The 19,922-nt window shown below is 62.1% G+C and carries 19 protein-coding genes; 12 read left to right on the forward strand and 7 right to left on the reverse strand.

The features are described 5' to 3' along the window. Positions 1-39 precede the first annotated feature (39 nt). From ACCO56_RS01335 to ACCO56_RS01345, 3 genes are all read left to right on the forward strand, one after another. Complete coding sequence (locus ACCO56_RS01335) at positions 40-1,923, forward strand: AI-2E family transporter (RefSeq protein WP_433636892.1); 1,884 nt, start codon at positions 40-42, stop codon at positions 1,921-1,923. Positions 1,924-2,166: 243 nt separating this feature from the next. Then, complete coding sequence (locus ACCO56_RS01340) at positions 2,167-2,352, forward strand: hypothetical protein (protein WP_433636893.1); 186 nt, start codon at positions 2,167-2,169, stop codon at positions 2,350-2,352. 155 nt (positions 2,353-2,507) lie between these two features. Further along, on the forward strand, positions 2,508-3,605 hold the full coding sequence (locus ACCO56_RS01345; protein ID WP_433636895.1) for a DNA topoisomerase IB: 1,098 nt from the start codon (positions 2,508-2,510) through the stop codon (positions 3,603-3,605). Between the two features lie 54 nt (positions 3,606-3,659). Here the strand turns inward: ACCO56_RS01345 and ACCO56_RS01350 are convergent, their stop codons facing one another. The 5 genes from ACCO56_RS01350 to ACCO56_RS01370 all read right to left on the reverse strand — a co-directional run bounded on the left by ACCO56_RS01350 (position 3,660) and on the right by ACCO56_RS01370 (position 8,172). After that, positions 3,660-3,872, reverse strand: a complete 213-nt coding sequence (locus ACCO56_RS01350) for a hypothetical protein (RefSeq protein ID WP_433636897.1) — start codon at positions 3,870-3,872, stop codon at positions 3,660-3,662. Positions 3,873-3,917: 45 nt separating this feature from the next. Beyond that, positions 3,918-4,349 carry an SRPBCC family protein gene (locus ACCO56_RS01355; protein WP_433636898.1) on the reverse strand — a complete coding sequence of 144 codons (432 nt, stop codon included), beginning with the start codon at positions 4,347-4,349 and terminating at the stop codon, positions 3,918-3,920. Next, positions 4,346-4,669: an ArsR/SmtB family transcription factor gene (locus ACCO56_RS01360; RefSeq protein WP_433636900.1), complete on the reverse strand. Its 324-nt coding sequence runs from the start codon at positions 4,667-4,669 to the stop codon at positions 4,346-4,348. The genes ACCO56_RS01355 and ACCO56_RS01360 overlap by 4 nt, the downstream gene beginning before the upstream one ends. A gap of 241 nt (positions 4,670-4,910) precedes the next feature. Further along, a complete protein-coding gene (locus tag ACCO56_RS01365) occupies positions 4,911-6,500 on the reverse strand; it encodes a trimethylamine methyltransferase family protein (protein ID WP_433636901.1) in 1,590 nt (529 codons plus the stop codon). 178 nt (positions 6,501-6,678) lie between these two features. Then, positions 6,679-8,172 (reverse strand): PLP-dependent aminotransferase family protein, encoded by a 1,494-nt coding sequence (locus tag ACCO56_RS01370; RefSeq protein WP_433636903.1) that lies wholly within the window; start codon positions 8,170-8,172, stop codon positions 6,679-6,681. 206 nt (positions 8,173-8,378) lie between these two features. On the opposite strand from ACCO56_RS01370, the gene pgi reads away from it, so the two are divergent. Next, complete coding sequence (pgi, locus tag ACCO56_RS01375) at positions 8,379-10,022, forward strand: glucose-6-phosphate isomerase (RefSeq protein WP_433636905.1); 1,644 nt, start codon at positions 8,379-8,381, stop codon at positions 10,020-10,022. Between the two features lie 9 nt (positions 10,023-10,031). Beyond that, positions 10,032-10,742, forward strand: a complete 711-nt coding sequence (locus ACCO56_RS01380) for an HAD family hydrolase (protein ID WP_433636906.1) — start codon at positions 10,032-10,034, stop codon at positions 10,740-10,742. A gap of 30 nt (positions 10,743-10,772) precedes the next feature. On the opposite strand, the gene ACCO56_RS01385 is transcribed toward ACCO56_RS01380, so the two are convergent. Next, on the reverse strand, positions 10,773-12,425 hold the full coding sequence (locus ACCO56_RS01385) for a long-chain fatty acid--CoA ligase (RefSeq protein WP_433638288.1): 1,653 nt from the start codon (positions 12,423-12,425) through the stop codon (positions 10,773-10,775). A gap of 7 nt (positions 12,426-12,432) precedes the next feature. Between ACCO56_RS01385 and ACCO56_RS01390 the strand changes: the two genes are divergently transcribed. Then, positions 12,433-13,083 (forward strand): hypothetical protein, encoded by a 651-nt coding sequence (locus ACCO56_RS01390; RefSeq protein ID WP_433638357.1) that lies wholly within the window; start codon positions 12,433-12,435, stop codon positions 13,081-13,083. A 146-nt stretch (positions 13,084-13,229) separates the two neighbouring features. Here the strand turns inward: ACCO56_RS01390 and ACCO56_RS01395 are convergent, their stop codons facing one another. Continuing rightward, positions 13,230-13,778, reverse strand: coding sequence for a DUF924 family protein (locus ACCO56_RS01395; RefSeq protein WP_433636907.1), 549 nt, complete (start codon positions 13,776-13,778; stop codon positions 13,230-13,232). Positions 13,779-13,983: 205 nt separating this feature from the next. On the opposite strand from ACCO56_RS01395, the gene ACCO56_RS01400 reads away from it, so the two are divergent. The 6 genes from ACCO56_RS01400 (at position 13,984) to ACCO56_RS01425 (ending at position 19,802) form a co-directional block, all read left to right on the forward strand. Next, positions 13,984-15,579, forward strand: coding sequence for an ABC transporter substrate-binding protein (locus ACCO56_RS01400; protein ID WP_433636908.1), 1,596 nt, complete (start codon positions 13,984-13,986; stop codon positions 15,577-15,579). 208 nt (positions 15,580-15,787) lie between these two features. Further along, complete coding sequence (locus ACCO56_RS01405; protein ID WP_433636909.1) at positions 15,788-16,792, forward strand: ABC transporter permease subunit; 1,005 nt, start codon at positions 15,788-15,790, stop codon at positions 16,790-16,792. A 12-nt stretch (positions 16,793-16,804) separates the two neighbouring features. Beyond that, complete coding sequence (locus tag ACCO56_RS01410; protein ID WP_433636912.1) at positions 16,805-17,713, forward strand: ABC transporter permease subunit; 909 nt, start codon at positions 16,805-16,807, stop codon at positions 17,711-17,713. A 2-nt stretch (positions 17,714-17,715) separates the two neighbouring features. Beyond that, positions 17,716-18,570, forward strand: a complete 855-nt coding sequence (locus ACCO56_RS01415) for an ABC transporter ATP-binding protein (RefSeq protein WP_433636914.1) — start codon at positions 17,716-17,718, stop codon at positions 18,568-18,570. Then, positions 18,567-19,391 (forward strand): ABC transporter ATP-binding protein, encoded by an 825-nt coding sequence (locus ACCO56_RS01420; RefSeq protein WP_433636916.1) that lies wholly within the window; start codon positions 18,567-18,569, stop codon positions 19,389-19,391. Before ACCO56_RS01415 ends, ACCO56_RS01420 begins: the two co-directional genes overlap by 4 nt. A 156-nt stretch (positions 19,392-19,547) precedes the next feature. Continuing rightward, the gene (locus ACCO56_RS01425; RefSeq protein WP_433636918.1) at positions 19,548-19,802 is read left to right on the forward strand and encodes a GlsB/YeaQ/YmgE family stress response membrane protein; all 255 of its coding nucleotides are present in this window, start codon (positions 19,548-19,550) and stop codon (positions 19,800-19,802) included. Positions 19,803-19,922: the final 120 nt, after the last annotated feature.

The following is a 19,922-nucleotide window of genomic DNA, read 5'->3' on the forward strand; positions in this document are numbered from 1 at the left end:
ACGGGTCGTGACTTCCTGGCTGCACAAAGGGGGGCCGGATTGGAACGCCTTGCCGTATTGGTGGTTGTCGTTGCCGCCCTCTATTTCGGGCGCGATATCTTCGTGCCCTTGGCGCTGGCGGTGCTTCTGAGTTTTGCCTTGGCACCGGTCGTTTCCTGGTTGCGCCGACACGGATTGCCACGTGCCCCCGCCGTCATAACCGTGGTGGTTCTGGCGTTCTTGAGCATTTCTGCATTTGGCGCATTGATCGCCGGACAGGTCACGCAACTCGGCGAAAACCTGCCGCGATATCAGTCGACCATCGAGGAGAAGATCAGGTCTCTGCGTTCGAGTGCGACGGAAGGCGGCCTCTTCGAGCGCGCTTCGAAGGTCCTGCGGGAGCTAAGCAACGAGTTGGAACGCCCGGCCGAGACCACGGCGACGAGCGGGCCGACGCCCGGCGAGCAGAAAGATGTGCGACCGCAGCCTATTCCAGTCCAGATTCAGCAACCCGATCCCAAACCGCTGCAGCTGCTGCAGAGCGTGATCGGACCCCTGATCGAACCGCTGGCCACCGGTGGCATCGTCATTGTCTTCGTGGTGTTCATGCTTCTCCAACGCGAGGACCTGCGCGATCGGTTCATTCGCCTTGTTGGCGGCGGTGATCTGCATCGAACGACGCAGGCGCTCGGCGAGGCAGGACAGCGAGTCGCGAAATACCTTCTGATGCAGGTTGTCGTGAACGCTACCTATGGGATTCCCGTCGGTATCGGCCTTTGGCTGATCGGTATACCCAATCCTCTGCTTTGGGGGATGCTGGCCATGGTCCTGCGTTTTGTCCCCTATGTTGGTCCGGTCATCGCGGCCATATTTCCGCTCGCCTTGTCCATTGCCGTCGATCCCGGCTGGACCATGCTCCTGTGGACCGCGGCACTGTTCATCGTTTTGGAGTTGCTCAGCAACAATATTGTCGAGCCATGGCTCTATGGTTCCAGCACCGGTCTCTCCCCGGTCGCCATCATTGCGGCCGCGATCTTCTGGACATGGCTATGGGGACCAGTCGGACTTCTTCTGTCGACGCCGCTTACCGTCTGCCTCGTCGTGCTCGGGCGGCACGTGCCGCAATTTTCGTTTCTTGACGTGCTTCTCGGAAGCGAGCCGGTCCTTACACCGCAGGAAAGCCTTTATCAGCGACTTCTCGCGGGTGATCCCGACGAGGCTACTGAGCGTGCCGAGGAGTTCCTGGAGGAGGACACGCTGCTGAGTTATTTTGATGAAGTTGCCATTCCGGCACTTGCGCTGGTGGAACATGATCGTGCACGAGGCGTCCTGGACGACGAGCAGCGTGCTCTCGTGGCGGCGGGTGCGCTGACCCTGGTCGATAATTTATCGGACTACGAAGAGCTAGACCCTGAGGACGCCCAACGCACCGATGCCGCTGAATTGCGTGCGAACCAACTCCCACCCAGGATCGAGCCAGGCCCCGACTGGCGAGAACGACCAATTCTCTCGGCCGGCGGTCGCGGAAATCTCGATGACGCAGCGTCCGCCATTCTGGCCCAGCTCTTTGAGCGGTGCGGCGTTGGTGTCAGAACCGTTCCGTTCACGGCCATGAGCTTTACAAACTACGCCAGTCTCGAACTGGAGGGTGTTCGACTGGTGTGCCTTTCCTACATGAATTCGGATTCGCTGGCACATGCGCGCTATCTGGTTCGGCGCGTTCGGCGGCGGACCAACGCGTTGATCCTGGTGGGGTTCTGGTCCCTTGAGCCCGAAGAAGCTGCTCAGCGCGATCTCGTTAAGGCAACGCGCGCCGATTTCTGCGTGACAACACTCGCAGAAGCCCTCGCCGTCGTTCTCGACATGGTCCCCCGAGCCGCTGAACCATTCGACGGCGCACAAGTTTCGGACCAGTCCCAGGAGCCTGCAACCGGAGCGACGTGATCAGTTTGGCAGGAAGCTGCGCAGGGTGCTGAACTCTGTGCTCGATGCACCAGACGGCTTGAGCAACGGGTTAGACTTTACACACGCCAAGCATGGAAGAAGAGCTCCCGCTACTTCGGAGAGGCAGCTTGGCCGAAATCGGAGGCCAGTGCCTCGGCCAAGACTCCAACCTCAACGTTGTGGAACATTTTCAGATTTCGGGACGTTTGTGCGCGAGCATACGCGATCTGCGGAGGAGCAACAATGAAAACAAAAAGCAGCGAAACCAGCAAAGGCAAGGAGTCAGGCGAGGGCCTCCGGAAGAGCGCACAAGCGGACGAACGCAAGACAGAGGCTCGCAAAGGCAGCGATCTCGCAAAAGGACCTGAGCGCTTTGAGGAACGCTCCAGGAGTTCCGACGGAAAGAGCGCCGGATCGAAACAGCGGTAGCTTGTGAACTGATCGTACAGGGTGATTGTGCCGCCTCGATCGGCGTATCGTTTCGGTGAGGGCACCGGGACCAACAAGATTCCTGCTTGGATACGCAGCTTATCCCTGCCTGCTGACAAGGTTGGGGCTTGAGATGATGAAGGTGGGCAACGCCGATGTTCCCCGGGAACGACACTGCAGTCCAAACAATCGTTGATCCCCGAGATGCTGCCGAAACAGCCGGGCTGCTGTACGTCTCCGATGAGAAGCCTGGGATTCGACGCAGAAAGTCGGGAAAGGGCTTCCGCTACCTCAGACCGGACGGAAGCGCCGTCAAAGACGAGGCTACGCTGAGGCGTATCCGGGCGCTTGCGATCCCTCCCGCCTGGGCCGACGTGTGGATTTGCCCAAAGGCCAATGGCCATATTCAGGCGACAGGTCGGGACGCCAAGCAACGAAAACAATATAAATACCACCCGCAGTTCCGGGAAGTCCGCGAAAGTGTAAAGTTTGAGCACATTATGGAGTTCGCGCGCCTGCTCCCAGTCATCCGCGCTAAAGTCTCCGAACATATGTCATTGCGCGGGTTACCGCGCGAAAAGGTGCTGGCGACCACTGTGCACCTGCTCGAGACAACGCTCATCCGTGTCGGCAACGACGACTACGCCAAGCAGAATAAAAGCTACGGCCTGACCACACTCAAAGACCCCCACGTGAAAATCGACGGTGCGGAGCTTCGCTTCCAGTTCAAAGGAAAGAGCGGGAAAACCTGGCGGCTGCAAGTAAAGGACCGCCGCGTCGCCAAGATTGTGAAAGCCTGCCAAGACCTGCCGGGACAGGAGCTTCTCCAGTACATCGATGAGGACGGTCAGCAGCGGGACGTCACCTCGTCGGACATCAACAACTATCTGAGAGAGATCACCGGGAAAGACTTCACGGCAAAGGATTTCCGAACCTGGGCCGGCACCGTTTTGGCAGCCTTGGCACTCAGTGAATTCGAAGCTTTCGATAGCCAGGCCCGGGCGAAAAAGAACGTGCGCTCAGCCATTGAGCGGGTGTCATCGCGCCTCGGCAATACGCCTACGATCTGCCGTAAGTGCTATGTCCATCCGGAAATCCTGAACTGCTATCTCAGCGGATCACTGCTCTTCGAAATCAAGGACGAGGTCGAGGCAGAACTACGCCAAGATCTGGCTGGCCTCAAGCCGGAGGAAGCAGCCGTCATGACGCTGCTTCAAAGCCGACTCGCTGAGGATCTCGATGACCGGAAATGAACCTGGTTCTAATGATCCAGCCAGAGATCTTGAGCGTCTTGCCGGATATAGCATTCACCACTGCTCGCCGCGTGGTTTGCTGACATAAGGCAGCGCGAACATGTAAAGGCCGGTGAACAGGAGCAAGAACAGTGGGAGCAGCGGCGAGTAGACGACCCAGGCGGGAGGCTCCCCAAATCCCATGGCGACAAAGTTGGCGACGACGGTTGCCGTAAAGATGATCGACAGCCAGCGGTGGATTTGCCGAACCCACATGTTCCAATTCATGGGATCTCCTTCTGAATATGCCTCGAAGCGGAACGCGGCAGAGTTTTAGTCTGTCCGCGCCAGGACCTGTTCCAGCTTAGCGAGGAACTGCTGCCAGCCGGCCCTGGCGCCTCCGTAAGCCTGTTTCTGATCCGGCCGGAAGCCCGACTGCTCCATGCGCAGATGGGTCCCGGTGTTCGTTGGGGTGAGCGTAAAGACCACCACGCTCTTCAGATTGAAGGCCGCATCGTCGTGCACAAAATCCCAGCTGTAGGATAGCGTTCGGGTCGGCTCGACAGTCAGAACCTGACAATCCAACACGCCGCCCCAATCTCCGCGGAGGTTGAAACGGTGTCCCACCGTCGGCTTGAAATCGTTCTTCATCAGCCACTCCTCCATCAGGTGCGGTTGGGTGAGGGCGCGCCAGATCTTTTCCGGCGGATGTGGAATCTCACGTTCGACAACAACGGAGAGCGTTTCGGCTGCTGGTTTGCTCATTGGTCCATCCTTTTGAGCAGATCTTCGAGGTGGTCGAACCGGCTTTGCCAGAAACTGGTCATTTGGCTTGTCCAGTCGACCAGCGGGGCAAGTGCGCCGAGCTGAGCGCTATAGTGTGTGTGGCGTCCTTCGTGACGGTCGCGCACCAGGCCGGCGTGCTTCAAGATCCCAAGATGCTTCGAGACGACCGGCTGCGAGACCCCGGCCTGAGCCGTCAGATCCCCGACCGTCTTCTCCCCTTCACGGCACAACCGTTCGAAGAGGGCTCGCCTCGTCGGGTCGGCGAGCGTTCTGAAGAGCACATCATGGGTGTTCGACATTTGGGATCTATACCCCGTCAGCTATGAGTTGACATATAGCTGGTGAGCTATGCATGAGTCAACAGGAGAACCGCAAGACGCTGGCGTCGCGGCGAGAGAGAGGGCTTTCAACGTACGGGAGGTGGAAAGACATCTCCCGATGGCTATGGATTACACGTCACGATATGGGTCGTGGCGACCTGGTTAGGCCCTGCACCGCTGCTGACCGCAATAGCCCCCGCGTTCCAGCTGGCGACAGGACTTAGAAACCCATGCTTCTTCGAGGCAAATGGATCAGGTTGCCGAACCGGATCCGCAACTCGTCATCGACTGCCTTCGGCACGTGGCGGGGAAAATGGGTCGCCAATATTCTTTTCTTTTCGGCGATCGCCTTCTGCAGCATGTCCGGCTTGCCCTTCTCGTTCCACTCCTTGGGCGAATAGCGATCGCCCACCGCCGGATAGAAATACTCGGTCTGCATCAGCCGGAGCGTCTGTTCGTTGCCGAGGTAATGACCTGGTCCGTCCAGGCAGATCTCAGCGATCGTGTCGACCGAGAGCGCCTTGTCGCTCACCTCGACGCCACGCACGCAGCGCAGGCAATGGCCAAGCATGTCGTTGTCGATGATCAGGCTCTCCAGGCAAAAACCGAGCAGCGAAGCGTGCATGCCGGCGGATTCGTAGACGAGGTTGAGGCCGGAAAGCCCCGCCATCACATTGGTGATGCCCTTCTCGTAGCCGGCCTGGACATCGGGCAGCTTCGAATCGGCCATGCCCGCGGCCGAGCCGCCCGGCAGGTTGTAGAACTGTGCCATCTGCGCACAGCAGGAAGTGAGCAGGGCCTGTTCGGCCGAGCCGCCCGACATGGCGCCGGTACGCAGGTCCGAAACGAACGGCCATGCCCCGAAAATGGCGGGATGACCGGGCTTTAGCGCGTTGACATAGACGAGCCCGGCAAGCACCTCGGCAACGGCCTGGACCACCGCGCCGGCGATCGCCGCAGGCGCCGTCGCGCCGGCTTGTCCGGCCGAGAGCAGTAGGATCGGGATGCCGCCCTCGACACAGGCTTCGAGCACACCGCAGGCATCTTCGGCGAACTTCATCGGCGGTACGACGAAACAGTTGGAATTCGACACGAACGGGCGGGCGCGGAAATTCTCTTCACCCCCGGCGATGGCATGGAGCATCTGGAGCGCGGGGGCGACGTTCTCGCGAATGGTGAAGGACGTTCCAATGTGTTTCGTCGTGCCCATCACACAGGCGTAGAGAGTGTTGAAGTCCATGGCGAGCGGATCGGGTATATCGCGTGGCACCATGGGGCGTTGGAAGAAATGGATGTTGTCGAGCCCGTCGACGATGCGTGCCGCGTCATAGATGTCCTGGAGCAGCGACTCCCGGTATTCGCGCTTCTCGACATCGACCAGATGGACCGCCGCTCCGGCGGTGCCGTAATGCACCTTCTTGCCCTGTACGACCATGTCGTGCCGGGGATCCTGGCCGTGGAGGGTGAAATTGCGGGCCGCGCCGCCTATCGTGTCGAGCACAAGGCGGCGCGGGAAGCGGATGCGCCCGTCGTCCCCAAGCATCGCGCCGGCGCTGGTCAGGGCAGCGATGCAGCTCGGGATGGCGTTGGCGAAACCCACCGTTTCCAGGATCGTGAGCACCGCCTCGTGAATGCGTTCCAGGTCGTTCTGGGAAAGCGGCTGGTATCGGCCGCCTTCGAGACCGGGACGAACCGGACGGATATCTTCCGCGAGAGGCGCCGCTCTCAGCGCGCGCCGCGCCTCTCGGCCGCCCGATCGTCGTGATCCATGTTCGCTGGAATTGTCAGACTGCCCGACCGCGACCGACATCGCCTGCCTCCATAGTCCCGGAAAGCGCGTTCCCCGCGCCGTTTTCCGGCGTCGGACGGCTTCATTTTCCCCTCTTGTTCACGGACTATGCGCCTGTGCCTTGGGCCGGCCATGTGCCAGCCGGCGGGGCCGCATGTGCCAGCGCCGGCAGGTTGGCCATCGTTCAGGACAGGTGTGATCAGGCGGCGGCGGGTCGCCGTCCGGCCGCCGTCGCCAGTTCGCGGATGCCTGGCTCGATGTGCTGGAGTGCGATGGACGAAATCCCCAGGCGCATGAAGCGGGTCGGCTTGTCTCTCTGGTGGAAGAAGCGGTCGCCGGGCTCGATGATGACGCTGCGCGCCGAGGCTGCTTCGGCGAGCGAACGGGCATCGATGCCGCGCGGACCTTCGAGCCAGAGCGAGGTGCCGCCCGCCGAGTCCGTCGGGCGCCATTCCGGCAGGAAGGCCGATATCGCGTGGACAAGCCGTTTGCGCCGCTCCTCGAAGGCTGCCGACAGGCGCCGCACCAGCGCTTCATGATGGCCCAGCGACAGGAACAGCGCTACGGCGCGCTGATTGTTCGCGGGCGGGTGGCGTAGCATGAAACGGCGAAGCGCCCGCAGTTCGGCGACCAGGTCGGCGGAGGCCACGATATAGCCGAGCCGTAGGCCGGGCGCGAGCGTCTTGGACATCGAGCCGACATAGATGACGCGCCCGCTGCGATCGAGGCTCTTCAGAGCCTGTTGCGGCGCCTCGTCTAGCAATTGGCTGTCGTAGCCATCCTCGATGATGATCTGGTTGTTGCGCTGGGCGAGCGCGAGAAGCTCGTGCCGGCGCTCGACCGACAACGGCACCATGGTCGGGCACTGGTGGCTCGGCGTCGTGAAGACGAAGCCAGCGTCGGGAGGAATCGCTTGCGTTTCAATGCCTTGGTCGTCGACGGGCACAGGCAGTATGTCGGCTCCCGCCAATTGGAAGATGCTGCGCGCATCGGGATAGCCAGGGTCCTCCATCGCCACTTTCGAGCCCTTGCTCATCAGCAGCGTGGCGAGCATGTAGAGCGCGTTCTGGGCACCGAGCGTGACGATGATCTCGTCGGGGTTCGCGAAGATGCCGCGACGCGGCAGGAGGCGGGCCTGGATCTGCTCGATCAGCAGCGGATCGTCGCGGTCGACCATGTCGGCGGCCCAGTTTCGGATCTCCAGCACAGCGAGCGCCATGCGGTTGCATTCACGCCATTCGGCCGTTGGGAACAGTCCGGGGTCGAACTGACCGTAGACGAAGGGATAGGACGACTTGATCCAGTTCTCTTGCTTGACCGGCAGCGCCAGGTCCGTCGCGTTTATGCGCCGGCGCGCCTTCCAATCGACCTGTCCGCCAGATTCCGCCGTCTTGGTCGCCGGCTTTGCCGGCGTCGTGAGAACCTCGGGATTGACGAAGTGGCCACGCCGTTCACGCGCGATCAGGAAACCCTGGTCCACCAGTTGTTGAAAGGCGAGCACGACGGTGCCTCGGGCCACGCCGAGCTTCTCGGCAAGAATCCGGCACGACGGCAACGGCATGGATGCTGCAATCTGGCGATCGAGGATCGCTGCGACGATCGCCTGCCGGATCTGTGCCTGAAGCGTCTGTCCGGACTCGGCGGAAATGCGGAACAGACCCGACCAGATCGCGGTGTCGTTTCGCTGTGCCATGGCGCACCTCCCCGGAAAAAAGCCCTTTGGGCTGGACTATAAACTAGTATTCTTGGACCAACGTCTTGCACCAATGAATTTTTCTGATCGTAGCCATCTACGCCGGTGATCCATGGCACGCACGCGGACGGAATCTGGAGTCGTTGCCGTCTTGCAACCAATATTTGTCTGATATTGTCGCCTGCCGCTGAATCAGGAGAAATGCCTTGACCCAGTCCCCCCTCGCCAAGGAGATCGACGCGCTGCGCAGACACCGCGCCGCAGCACCGGTCGACATCCGCTCTGCTTTCGCGGCCGATCCCGATCGCTTTGCGGCTTTCTCCCTCAGCCTTGGCGACATGCTTTTCGACTGGTCGAAAACGGCGGTGACCGCCGAGACCATGGAACTTCTGCGGGCGCTGGCGCAAGCCGCGGCACTGGAAGACCGCCGCAGAGCAATGTTTTCCGGGGACAAGATCAACGTCACCGAGGGGCGCGCCGTCCTCCACACCGCCTTGCGGGACGTGGCGGGCGCCGGCGTCGTCCTCGACGGCGTCGACGTGATGAAGGACGTGCAGGCCGTGCTTGTGGAGATGGAGCGCTTCGCCGACGCTGTCCGCTCGGGCGAAGCTTCCGGTGCGACGGGGAAGGCGATCACCGATATCGTCAATATCGGCATCGGCGGTTCCGACCTTGGCCCCGCCATGGCGACGCTGGCGCTGGCGCCCTATCACGACGGGCCGCGCGCGCACTACGTCTCCAATGTCGACGGGGCCCACATCGCCGACACGCTGAAAGACCTCGACCCCGAGACGACGCTGTTCATCGTCGCATCCAAGACATTCACCACCATCGAGACCATGACCAACGCGGCCACGGCACGGACATGGGTGGAAGCCGCCCTCGGCAAGGAGGCCGTGGCCAGGCATTTCGCCGCCGTTTCGACAGCTCTCGACAAGGTTGCCGCGTTTGGCATCGCACGGGATCGCGTGTTCGGGTTCTGGGATTGGGTCGGCGGTCGTTACTCGCTGTGGTCGGCGATCGGCCTTCCCGTAATGATCGCGATCGGACCGAAAAATTTCCGGGACTTCCTTGCGGGCGCGCACGCGATGGACGTGCACTTCCGGTCAGCGCCTCTGCTGGAGAACATCCCCGTCGTCATGGGACTGATCGGCTACTGGCATCGCGTGATCTGCGGCTACCCGGCGCGCGCGGTCATTCCCTACGACCAGCGGCTGGCACGCCTGCCGGCCTATCTGCAGCAACTCGACATGGAGTCGAACGGCAAGAGCGTCACGCTCGACGGGAAGCCCGTGTCGACCCCGACCGGACCGCTGGTCTGGGGCGAGCCGGGCACCAACGGACAGCACGCCTTCTTCCAGTTGCTGCATCAGGGCACGGACGTCATTCCGATCGAATTCCTCGCCGCGGCGGAAGGCCATGAGCCCGAGCTTCGCAATCATCACGACCTGCTGCTCGCCAACTGCCTGGCGCAGTCCCAGGCGCTGATCAAGGGCAGGACCTTCGACGAGGCTGCCGCGCAGCTGCGCGCCAAGGGCATGTCGGAGGCCGACATCGAGCGGATCGCCCCGCATCGCGTCTTTTCCGGCAACAGGCCTTCGGTGACGATCCTCTACCGCAAGCTCGATCCGGAGACGCTGGGCCGGCTGATCGCGCTTTACGAGCATCGTGTCTTCGTGGAGGCTCAGCTTTTCGGTATCAATGCCTTCGACCAGTGGGGCGTCGAGCTGGGCAAGGAACTGGCGACCGAGCTTTTGCCGGTCGTCGAAGGGAAAACGCAAGCCGGCTCGAGCGACGCCTCGACAACCGGCCTCGTTCGCCATATCCACCGGCTCCGCGGAGCGGATTGAAGGGCTGACATGGCGAACATCAAGGGGATCCTGTTCGACAAGGACGGGACGCTCGTCGACTTCCAGGCGACATGGTTCGCGATCGGCGATGCCATGGCGCTTCGGGCGGCAGGCGGCGATCGCGGGACGGCGGATCGGTTGATGGCGGCCGCCGGCTACGATTTCGGCGCTCATCGGTTCAAGGGGGATTCGATCTTTGCCGCCGGCACCAATGCCGACATCGTGGCGCTCTGGTATCCCCACCTGGCAGCCGACGAGCGCCAGGCCATGGTTGCGGATTTCGACACGCTGACGGCAATCGAGGGCGCCGCGCAGTCGGTGCCGCTGCCGGGCAGCAAGGAGGCGGTCGCCCGTCTCCACGCCGCGGGCTTCAGGCTTGGCGTCGCCACCAACGATTCGACCGGCGGCGCGGAAAAAACGCTTCTGGCGCTCGGTATCGCGCAGATGTTCGACGCCGCTTACGGATACGACGCCGTCGCCAATCCCAAGCCCGCTGCCGACACGATCATCGCTTTTTCCGACCTGACAGGACTGAAGCCTTCCGAGATCGCCATGGTCGGCGACAACAGGCACGATCTCGAGATGGCGCGCGCCGGCGGCGCCGGGCTTGCGATCGGCGTCCTGTCGGGAACCGGCACGCGCGAGACGCTGGAGCCCATGGCCGACGCCGTGCTCGACTCGATTGCCGAGCTGCCCGCTTTCCTCGCGGTGCGCGGCTGAAATCGTCTACCGGCGCACCGCACCCACAGGTCAGCCCCTCAGCTCCTTTCGCAGTATCTTGCCGACATTGGTCTTCGGCAACTCGGTCCGGAATTCGATGAATTTCGGCCGCTTGTAGCCGGTGAGGTTCTGGCGGCAATAGTCGAGCAGGACGTCGGCCGTCAGCGCCGGATCCTTCTTCACGACGAAAAGCTTCGGAGTCTCGCCGGAATGCTCGTCCGGCACGCCGATCGCCGCCACCTCGAGCACGCCGGGATGCTGCGCGACGACCTCCTCGAGTTCGTTCGGATAGACATTGAAGCCCGAGACCAGGATCATGTCCTTCTTGCGGTCGACGATCTTGGTGTAGCCGCGCTCGTCCATCGTGCCCATGTCGCCCGTGCGGAAGAAACCATCCTTGGTCATCACCTTCGCGGTTTCGTCAGGCTGGTTCCAATAGCCGGCCATCACTTGCGGCCCGCGGATGCAGATCTCGCCGACTTCGCCGAACGGCAGGTCATTGCCTTCCTCGTCACGGATCGCCAGCTCGGTCGACGGGAGCGGCAGGCCGATCGTGCCGGAGAAATCGTCCGCGTCGAAACGGTTAGCCGTGGCGACCGGGGATGTCTCGGACAGGCCATATCCTTCCGAGACCACGCAGCCGGTGACCTTCTGCCAGCGCTCGGCGACCGGCCGTTGCACGGCCATGCCGCCGCCGAAGGTGAGCAGCAGCGGCTTGAAATCGAGCTTCCTGAATTCCTCGTTGTTGAGGAGGGCGTTGAACAGTGTGTTCAGGCCAGGGAAGATGTTGACGCGGTATTTCTGCAGCTCCTTGACGAAAGCCGCTATGTCGCGCGGATTGGGGATCAGGACGTTGTGCGAGCCAAGCTGCATGCCCATCAATGCGTTCACCGTGAGCGCATAGATGTGATAGAGCGGCAGCGGGCAGGCGTAGACGAGGTCGGCGGGGCGTGGCCGCTTGATGAAGGCGGTCTCCACCCAGGCGGCATTTTGCGCGACATTGGCAAGTACGTTGCGATGGAGCAGCGTGGCGCCCTTCGAAACGCCGGTCGTGCCCCCTGTATATTGCAGGAACGCGACATCGTCGGCCGAGACTTCGACGGGCTTGAACGCGCTCGCCGTTCCTTGCTTCAGGGCCGCCGGGAATTTGACATGGCCGGGCAGGGACCATGCCGGCACCATCTTTTTCACGCGCCGGACAACCAGGTTGACGACCGCGCCTTTCAGCCCGCCGAGCATGTCGCCCATCGACGCGACCACGACGTGCCTGACGGCGGTCCTGCCGATCACGGACTGTAGCGTTGTGGCGAAATTCTCGAGGATGACGATCGCTTCGGCGCCGGAATCCTTGAGCTGGTGTTCCAATTCGCGCGGTGTGTAGAGCGGATTGACGTTGACCACCGTATAGCCGGCACGCAGCGCCGCCATCATTGCGACAGGGTATTGCAGCACGTTCGGCATCATGATCGCGACGCGGGCGCCCCTGTTGAGGCCGGTCGATTGGAGATAGGCGGCGAAAGCCGCCGAATGCCGCTCGATCTCCCCATAGGTCAGTGTCTTGCCCATGCAGGTGAAGGCCGGCCGCCCTGCGAATTGCTTGCATGACTTGACCAGCAACTCGCCGATCGAGGCGGCGGGCAGTGGGCCGATCTCTGCAGGGATGCGATCGGGATAGCTTTTCAGCCACGGCTTGCTGGTGGCCGTCCCGGGCGCAGCTTTTGTCCGCGAGGATTTCGCGTCGGCGGGGACTGCCTCGCTTTTCGACGCCGGTTTAGCCGTGGGAGCCGACGAAGTGCGCTTCCCCTTGGCTTTACTCGCCGCTGCTTTTGCCGTGGGCTTCGGCTTGCCGGCGGTTGTTCCGGCGGCAGCTTTCGAGCGCTTCACGCCGGCAGGTATGGCCCCGGAGGCGGGATCGCTTTTTACCGGTTGCTCGACAGCAGGCGGTGAAGCGGGCTTCGTTTTGGCGGTCTTCGCCGGAGTTGCCGAAGGTTTGGCTGCTGCGGCCCTCGGCTTTGTGGCCGCTTTGGCGGTGGACGGCTTCGCGGCCGCCTTTGCCTTCGGCGTTGCCGACTTGGGAGAGACCTTTGCCACGGCGTTCGTCGTTGCCTCGGCTGCGGGTTTCGCGGCCGTTTTGGGCGATGCGTCCTTCGAAGGGGCCTTGGCCGCCGTCTTGGTGGAAGTCGCCTTCGCCGTGGTTGTTTTCGTCGACTTCGCCTTGGCGGCTTTCTCCTCGAGTTTAGCCTCGATCGAAGCGGCCTTTGCTGTCGGCGTCTTCGCCCGCTTGCCGCCTTCCCTCGTCACGGCCTTCGTCGACTTTTCCCTGGTGGTGGATCCGCCTTGAGGTTTCTTTGCCAACTCGCCCTCCCGTTTTGTTGTCGCCGCGATGGCGTTGCCCCCAGGGCCGCGGCGGTTCCAGAACTCCGTCTCGTTCCAGGACTTTGTATTGCTTGTCTTGCAAGCTGTGCAAGCCTCCCCCGGGGAAGCCTGCTACTGGCCGAAGCCCGCATGGTTGGAGAGGAAGGCCACTTCCTCCTGCGAGCTCTCCCTTCCGAGTGCGCGGTTGCGATGCGGGAAGCGCCCATAATTCGCAATGATATCGCGATGCTCGATCGCGTAGCGGACCTGTTCCTCATTGTCGGAGAAAAGCTCGACGCAGCGCTCTTGGTCTTCGAGCGATTCAGAGTGCATGAACGGCATGTAGAAGAAGCTCCGCCATTCGTTCGGCATGACCTTGTCGAAGCCGCTGGCAAGAGCGTTCCGCGCTATGGCGAGAGCCAGCGCGTCGGTGGCGAAGGCATCCGCGGTTCCGCGGAACATGTTGCGCGGGAACTGATCGAGCGCGATGGTCGCCGCGAGCGCGGCGTTGGGCCGCAGCAGAGCCTCGGCCGGAACCTTGGTCCGCAGGTCCCGCCACAGATCCTGGAAACGCTCCCTGATCGCATCGTCCGTTGCGTCGCTGCGCTCGAACCAGCCCGCTGCCCCGACCTCGTCGAACCAGAAGCGCAGGATGTCCTCTGCCCAGTCATCGGCTGTCATCTACAATCTCCATTCTGCCTGGGGTCCAGATAGGGCGATATACCGCCAGCACATTCTCGCCCCTTTGACTTGCCTCGTGGAAGTTTTTTTCGGCTCACCATAGGGCAACTACGTTGCCTGTTTCAAAGCTGTATGAACTTTGCTTATATGCCGCCTTCCTGAGCCTGCTAGCGGGGCTTGGAACTACAAAAAACGGGAGTGCTCAATGTTGAAAAAGACAATCTTTGCCGCCGCCCTGATGGCCGCGACGGTCCTCAGCGGCGCTGCGAGCGCCAAGACGTTCGTTTATTGCTCCGAGGGTTCGCCCGAAGGCTTCGACCCCGGCCTGTACACGGCCGGTACGACGTTCGACGCGGCCGCGCACACGGCGTACAACCGTCTTCTCGAGTTCAAGCCCGGTACGACGGAGCCCATCGCGGGTCTTGCCGAGAGCTGGCAGATTTCCGACGACGGCCTGGAATACACCTTCAAGCTGCGCCCGGGCGTCAAGTTCCAGACGACCGACTTCTTCACGCCCACCCGTGAGTTCAACGCCGACGACGTGGTGTTCTCGTTCGATCGCCAGCTCAACAAGGACAATCCGTGGAATCAGTATGTGGCCGGCGCTTCTTGGGAGTATTCTGCCGGCATGGGATTCCCGGAACTGATCAAGTCGGTCGAAAAGATCGATGACCTGACTGTCAAGATCACGCTGAACCGCAAGGAAGCTCCGTTCCTCGCGAGCGTCGCCATGCCCTTCGCTTCGATCGTCTCGAAGGAATATGCCGACAAGCTCGCCGCCGACGGCAAGATGAACCAGATGAACCAGATGCCGCTCGGCACCGGTCCCTTCCAGCTCGTCGCCTACCAACAGGACGCCGTGATCCGCTACAAGGCTCACCCCGACTATTGGGGCGGCAAACAGAAGATCGACGATCTGGTCTTCGCCATCACCCCGGATGCGTCGGTGCGCTATCAGAAGCTCAAGGCTGGCGAGTGCCACCTGATGCCGTTCCCGAATGCTGCCGATGTCGCCAGCATGAAGGCGGATCCGAACCTCAAGGTGATGGAGCAGGAAGGCCTGAACGTGGCCTATCTCGCTTACAACACCACGCAGGCTCCATTCGACAAGCCCGAAGTGCGCAAGGCGCTCAACATGGCCATCAACAAGCAGGCCATCGTGGATGCCGTGTTCCAGGGCCTGGCCACGCCGGCGAAGAACCCGATTCCGCCGACGATGTGGTCCTACAACGACGCTATCGAGGACGATAAATACGACCCCGAGGCGGCCAAGAAGATGCTCGAGGAAGCCGGCGTCAAGGACCTCAAGATGAAGGTCTGGGCGATGCCGGTGTCGCGGCCATACATGCTGAACGCCCGTCGCGCCGCCGAACTCATCCAGGCCGATTTCGCCAAGATCGGCGTGGGTGTGGAGATCGTGTCCTATGAATGGGCCGAATATCTCGAACGTTCGAAGGCCAAGGATCGCGACGGCGCCGTCATCCTCGGCTGGACCGGCGACAATGGCGATCCGGACAACTTCCTCGATACGCTGCTGGGCTGCGATGCAATCGGCGGCAACAACCGCGCGCAGTGGTGCGACAAGGAGTTCGACGATCTGGTCACCAAGGCCAAGGAGAGCTCCGACGTCGCAGAGCGCACCAAGCTCTATGAAGAAGCGCAGGTCGTCTTCAAGCGCGAGGCACCGTGGGCGACGCTGGACCACTCGCTTTCCGTCGTGCCGATGCGCAAGGAAGTACAGGGCTTCCATCAGAGCCCGCTCGGTGATTTCGCCTTCGACGGAGTTGACCTCGCCGAGTAACGTCGACTAAAGGACCTAGCAAATGGGGGGTGCTTGTTTAGCAAGCGCCCCCTTCGTGCATTCGTGCTATCTTGCTCCCGAGCAGGTTCCGCAAAAGTGCTCTGCGGTTTTGCGATCAGAACCTGCGATAACAAACGGATCTAAGCAGACATTCGTGGGCAACCACGAATGTCTGCTTAGGGCTTGGACCACTCACCGAAGGTTTGACATGCTCCGGTTTCTTCTGGGGCGGCTCGCCGTCCTGATCCCGACTTTTCTCGGGGTCTCACTTATTGCCTTCTCCTTCATCAGGCTTCTGCCCGGCGACCCTGTCGCCCTCCTCTCCGGCGAACGGGTGATGTCGCCCGAACGCCACGCCGAGATCTCCCACCAGCTCGGTCTCGATCGGCCGCTGCCCATCCAGTATCTCGACTATCTCGGCGGCGTTCTTACCGGCGATTTCGGGACCTCGATCGTCACCAAGCAGCCGATAACGGATCAATTCTTCGCGCTTTTTCCCGCAACGCTCGAACTGTCGCTCTGCGCCATCGTCTTTGCCATCCTGCTTGGCATTCCCGCGGGCATCTTTGCCGCGGTGAAGCGCGGCTCCTTCTTCGACCAGAGCCTGATGGGCGCTGCCCTTGTCGGCTATTCCATGCCGATCTTCTGGTGGGGCCTGCTGCTGATCATCCTCTTTTCCGGTATCCTGCAATGGACGCCGGTCTCGGGCCGCATCTCGTTGATGTATTTCTTCCCCCCGGTGACCGGCTTCATGCTGATCGACTCGCTGCTGTCGGGCCAATCGGGCGCGTTCAAATCGGCGGTGAGCCATCTCGTTCTGCCGACGATCGTGCTCGGCACGATCCCGCTTGCCGTCATCGCCCGGCAGACACGTTCGGCCATGCTCGAGGTGCTGGGCGAGGACTATGTACGCACGGCTCGCGCCAAGGGCCTCTCGCCCTTCCGCGTGGTCGGCGTGCATGCGCTGCGCAACGCTCTGATCCCCGTCGTCACCACGATCGGCCTCCAGGTCGGCGTGATGCTGGCCGGCGCGATCCTCACAGAGACGATCTTCTCCTGGCCGGGCATCGGCAAGTGGATGGTCGATTCCGTGTTCCGGCGGGATTACCCGGTGATCCAGGGCGGGCTGCTCATCATCGCCGGCGTGATCATGCTGGTGAACCTCGCCGTGGACCTGCTTTACGGCCTTCTCAACCCGCGTATTCGCCACTGAGGGAGTGAAACCATGGCTGACACGACCGCAGTGGAAGTGAGTGTCCAGGAGCCGACGAGCGCCCGCCGCTTCGCGGAGTTCTGGTATTATTTCTCCGAGAACCGTGGCGCGGTGATAGGGCTGGTGGTGTTCACGCTGCTCGTCGTCGTCGCGCTGTTCGCGCCGCTGCTCGCGCCTCACGCGCCCAATGCGCAATACCGTGACGCGGTGCTGCTGCCGCCGGTCTGGGCGGAGGGCGGCCGTGCCGCCTATCTGCTCGGGACCGATCCCGTCGGCCGCGACATCTTTTCGCGGCTCCTTTACGGCGCGCGCTATTCGCTGTTCATCGGCGTGGTGGTTACCAGCATCGCGCTTGTCGGCGGCATCTTCATCGGCGTGATCGCCGGTTATTTCCGCGGCTGGATCGATACCGTGATCATGCGCATCATGGACATCATCCTGGCCTTCCCGTCGCTGCTGCTGGCGCTCGTGCTGGTTGCCGTGCTCGGGCCCGGCCTCACCAACGCGATGATCGCAATCGCTCTCGTGCTTCAACCGCATTTCGTGCGCCTGACCCGCGCGGCGGTGATGGCCGAGAAGAACAGGGAATATGTTGTCGCCGCCCAGGTCGCCGGAGCCAGTCCGCTGCGGCTGATGTTCGTAACTATTCTGCCGAACTGCCTGGCGCCGCTGATCGTCCAGGCGACGCTTTCCTTCTCGAACGCGATCCTCGATGCGGCTGCTCTCGGCTTCCTCGGCATGGGCGCGCAGCCGCCGACTCCCGAATGGGGAACGATGCTGGCCGAGGCACGCGAGTTCATCCTGCGGGCGTGGTGGGTCGTGACGTTCCCGGGCCTTGCGATCCTCATCACCGTGCTCGCGATAAACCTGATGGGCGACGGTCTCCGCGACGCGCTCGATCCGAAGCTGAAGAGGTCCTGATCATGGCGCTTCTCGAAATCGAAAACCTTGTCGTCGAATTCGACACGGCGAGCGGCCCGTTCCGCGCCGTCGACGGCGTCTCCATCGCGGTCGACCAGCGTGAAGTCCTGGCGATCGTGGGCGAATCCGGCTCCGGCAAATCGGTCTCCATGCTGGCCGTCATGGGGCTTCTGCCCTGGACGGCGAAGGTCTCGGCCGACAAGATGCTCTTCGACGGACGCGATCTCCTATCGCTTTCCGCGACGGAGCGTCGCAAGCTGGTCGGCAAGGATATGGCGATGATCTTCCAGGAACCGATGACCAGCCTCAATCCATGCTTCACGGTGGGCTTCCAGATCGAGGAGACCTTGCGCATCCATATGGGGATGGACAAGGCAGCCCGTCGGGCGCGTGCGGTGGAATTGCTGAGGGCGGTCGGCATTCCCGAGCCGGAGGAGCGGTTGCGTTCCTTCCCGCACCAGATGTCGGGCGGCCAGAACCAGCGCGTGATGATTGCCATGGCGATCGCCTGCAATCCCAAGCTCCTGATCGCCGACGAACCGACCACCGCGCTCGACGTCACCATTCAGAAACAGATTCTCGACCTTCTGGTGCGCCTTCAGGCCGAGCACGGCATGGCGCTCATCATGATCACGCACAATATGGGCGTGGTCGCCGAAACGGCCGATCGGGTGGTCGTCCAGTACAAAGGCCGCAAGATGGAGGAGGCCGACGTGCTCACGCTGTTCGAGGCTCCCAAGAGCAACTACACGAAGGCGCTTCTGGCGGCGCTGCCGGACAATGCGACCGGCGACAGGCTGCCGACGATAGCCGACTATTTCGCCGACGAATCCCGCATCGCGGAGTCCGCACGATGACCGTTCTTCAGGCCAGGAACATTGTCCGCGACTACCATCTGGCGGGGAGTCTCTTCAAACCGGCGCGGACCGTCCATGCCGTGAAGGGCGTCAGCCTCTCCGTCACCAAAGGCAAGACGCTGGCGATCGTGGGCGAAAGCGGCTCCGGTAAATCGACGCTCGCCCGCATCGTCACGATGATCGATGCGCCGACCTCGGGCGAATTGGAGATCGACGGCGAGAAGGTGGACATCACCCGCGGTGGATTGAGCAAGGAAATGCGCCGCAAGGTGCAGATGGTTTTCCAGAACCCCTACGGCTCGCTCAATCCGCGCCAGAAGATCGGCGACGTGCTTGCCGAACCCCTGCTGATCAATACCGACAAGCCGGCCTCGGAGCGGCGGGACCTCGCCATGAAGATGTTGCTCAAGGTCGGGCTCGAGGAGAAGCATTTCAACCGCTATCCGCACATGTTCTCGGGCGGCCAGCGTCAGCGCATCGCGATCGCGCGTGCTTTGATGCTCAATCCGAGCCTGCTGGTTCTCGACGAGCCGGTGTCGGCGCTCGATCTGTCGGTCCAGGCCCAGATTCTCAATCTTCTCGCCGACCTGCAGGACGAATTCGGCCTCACCTATGTCTTCATCAGCCACGACCTTTCGGTGGTGCGCTACATCGCCGACGAGGTGCTGGTGATGTATCTGGGCGAAGCGGTCGAATACGGCAGTCGTGACGCCGTCTTCTCGGCGCCCACGCACGATTATACCAAAATGCTCTTCGCCGCGACGCCGCGCGCCGATGTCGAGAGCATCAGGGCGCGACTGGCAAGGAAGAAAGCCGCCTGAGACGAGCGGGCTCCCTTCCCGACCGGATGATAAGAATCACCGATCGCCCCAGGCGTTGCCGGATGGACTTTCTCCATGCGGTCATGCGAGCTTTCTGCTGCCGGAGCGTGAGTCGCCGGCTGACTGCAACCGCATGCAACGCTGGAGCGTGGTATCATGGGCATCGACAGTCTTATCGTCTTCCTCATCGTTGGCGCGGTCGCCGGCTGGCTGGCAGGTCTGCTGGTCAAGGGGTATGGCTTCGGCCTCATCGGAAACATCGTGGTGGGTATCATCGGCGCCCTCATCGCTGGCTGGCTGTTTCCAATGATCGGCATCAGCATCGGCACGGGGGTCGTTTCCGCCATCGTCAATTCGACGATCGGAGCCGTGATTCTGCTCGTGCTGATCAGGCTGGTGAAGCAGGCCTGATCCAGTTTTCCATCGACACGCGTGCGCCCTTGAGAAGGGGTTCTGTCGGACAACGGGACCGGCAGCGAATGTGTGTGCAAAATGATGACCGAGGCCGCTCGCTTCGCTCGTCAGCAATGG

It is taken from the genome of Mesorhizobium sp. 1B3, from assembly GCF_050958605.1.
Classification (GTDB): Bacteria; Pseudomonadota; Alphaproteobacteria; order Rhizobiales; family Rhizobiaceae.